This is a genomic window from Mesorhizobium sp. M7A.F.Ca.MR.148.00.0.0 (assembly GCF_003997735.1).
In the GTDB taxonomy this organism is placed as follows: domain Bacteria; phylum Pseudomonadota; class Alphaproteobacteria; order Rhizobiales; family Rhizobiaceae; genus Mesorhizobium.
The window spans coordinates 1-2,031 of sequence record NZ_RZTB01000254.1 but is presented as its reverse complement, the minus strand read 5'-3'; the positions used below and the strand labels follow the sequence as shown (position 1 = coordinate 2,031).

Sequence of the window (2,031 nt, the reverse complement as noted above, 5' to 3'; positions counted from 1 at the left end):
GCGATGAAGCATGAAACCCAGTATTCGCGACTGTTCCGCTCATGATTTTTCTCGCTTTCTCGCTCTCCCTTGCTCTGCTGCTGATCACCGCGCTGCATGTCTATTGGGGTCTTGGCGGCATCTGGCCGGGCCAGGATGCGGCCTCCTGCGCCCGCGCCGTTGTCGGCTTTCGCGGCGTCGATGAAATGCCGACGCCGTTTGCCAGTTTCGCCGTTGCCGCGTGCCTGTGCCTCGCGACACTATGGCCGCTGGCGCTCATGGGCGTCTTTGCCTCGCCCTTTCCCCGGGAAGGCCTCGCCGCCACTTCGCTGCTCATCGGCCTGGTGTTCCTGGGTCGCGGCATAGCCGGCTTCACGCCATGGTGGCGGCGGCTGGCGCCGGAACAACCTTTCGCGCGGCTCGATGTCCGCTATTATTCGCCGCTCTGCCTGTTGATCGGGCTCGGCTTTGCCATCCTCGCCATCACGGAGTTTCCCGCATGACACAGACAAATGGTCCGCTGCGCGTCGGCATTGGCGGCCCGGTCGGTTCGGGCAAGACGACGCTGACCGAAAAGCTGTGCAAGGCGCTGCGCGACGAGTTTTCCATCGCCGTCGTCACCAACGACATCTACACCAAGGAAGACGCCATGATGCTGGCGCGGCTGCAGGCACTGCCCGAGGACCGCATCATGGGTGTCGAGACCGGCGGCTGCCCGCACACTGCCATCCGCGAGGATGCGTCGATCAATCTGCAGGCAATCGCCGAAATGAACAGGAAATTCCCGGATCTCGACATCGTCTTCATCGAATCCGGCGGCGACAATCTTGCCGCGACCTTCTCGCCCGACCTCGCCGACCTGACGCTCTATGTCATCTCGGTTTGCCAGGGCGAGGAGATTCCGCGCAAGGGCGGGCCGGCGATCACCCGCTCCGATTTCCTGGTGATCAACAAGAGCGATCTTGCTCCTTACGTGAACGTCAACCTCGATGTCATGGAGAGCGACGCCGGCCGCATGCGCGGCAAGCGGCCGTTCGGCTTCACCGACCTGTCGCGCGGCAAGGGGCTGCAGGAGGTGATCGATTTCATCATCGAGCATGGCGGCCTGCGAGCCGGCGGTGCCGCTGCCAGCACGGCAGCGTGAGATAGCCATCCCTGCACCAACCAAAACCGGTTGCGGACATGGGCTGGCCACGGCATTCTTGCCGAAACCGGAGGATTTTAGGATGAGCCTTGCCCGTCTGCAAAAGGAAACGCTGACCAACCTGCCCTACTATGAGGAGCGCGTCGATCTTGCCTGCGCCTTCCGCTGGACGGCACGGCTCAACATGCATGAGGCGGTGGCCAATCACTTCTCGCTGGCCGTCAATGATGGCGGGACACAGTTCCTGATGAACCCCAACCAGGTGCATTTCTCGCGCATCAAGGCGAGCGACCTTCTGATGATCGATGCCAACGATCCAGAAACGCTCTCCGGCCCCGATGCGCCCGACCCAACGGCGTGGGGACTGCATGGCGCCATCCATCGCAATGTGCGCCACGCGCGCTGTGTCATGCATGTCCATTCGATCCACGCCACGGTGCTGGCATCGCTCGCTGACTCGACACTGCCGCCGATCGACCAGAATTCAGCGATGTTCTTCAATCGCCATGTCGTGGACGCGCATTATGGCGGGCTGGCCTTCGAGGAGGAGGGCGAGCGCTGCTCGCAGCTTCTCGTCGATCCCAAGGTCAAGGTGATGGTGATGGGCAATCACGGCGTGCTGGTCATCGGCGACACGGTCGCCGATGCCTTCAACCGCATGTTCTATTTCGAACGCGCCGCCGAGACCTACATCAAGGCGCTGTGGACCGGCCGCCCGCTGCGCACGCTATCCGATGCGATCGCCGAGAAGGCGGCAAGCGAGATGGACGACTATCCCGGCCAGGCCGAACGCCATCTCAGCGAGTTGAAGGCGATCCTAGACGAGCAGGAACCGGCCTACCGGAATTGAGGACCCTTCTCCCCGTCACTATACGGGGAGAAGGTGCCGGCAGGCGGATGAGGGGCGG

Annotated in this window: 3 protein-coding genes; all 3 read left to right on the top strand. The window is 62.8% G+C overall.

Translation table 11 applies throughout. From position 1 onward, the window contains the following. Nucleotides 1–41 precede the first annotated feature (41 nt). The 3 genes from EOB49_RS33685 (at nt 42) to EOB49_RS33675 (ending at nt 1,973) form a co-directional block, all read left to right on the top strand. The gene (locus EOB49_RS33685; RefSeq protein ID WP_127383482.1) at nt 42–482 is read left to right on the top strand and encodes a DUF3995 domain-containing protein; all 441 of its coding nucleotides are present in this window, start codon (nt 42–44) and stop codon (nt 480–482) included. Continuing rightward, nucleotides 479–1,123 carry an urease accessory protein UreG gene (ureG, locus tag EOB49_RS33680; protein WP_127383481.1) on the top strand — a complete coding sequence of 215 codons (645 nt, stop codon included), beginning with the start codon at nt 479–481 and terminating at the stop codon, nt 1,121–1,123. The genes EOB49_RS33685 and ureG overlap by 4 nt, the downstream gene beginning before the upstream one ends. Nucleotides 1,124–1,205: 82 nt before the next feature. Beyond that, nucleotides 1,206–1,973 (top strand): class II aldolase and adducin N-terminal domain-containing protein, encoded by a 768-nt coding sequence (locus EOB49_RS33675; RefSeq protein ID WP_127383480.1) that lies wholly within the window; start codon nt 1,206–1,208, stop codon nt 1,971–1,973. The last annotated feature ends 58 nt before the right edge of the window (nt 1,974–2,031 follow it).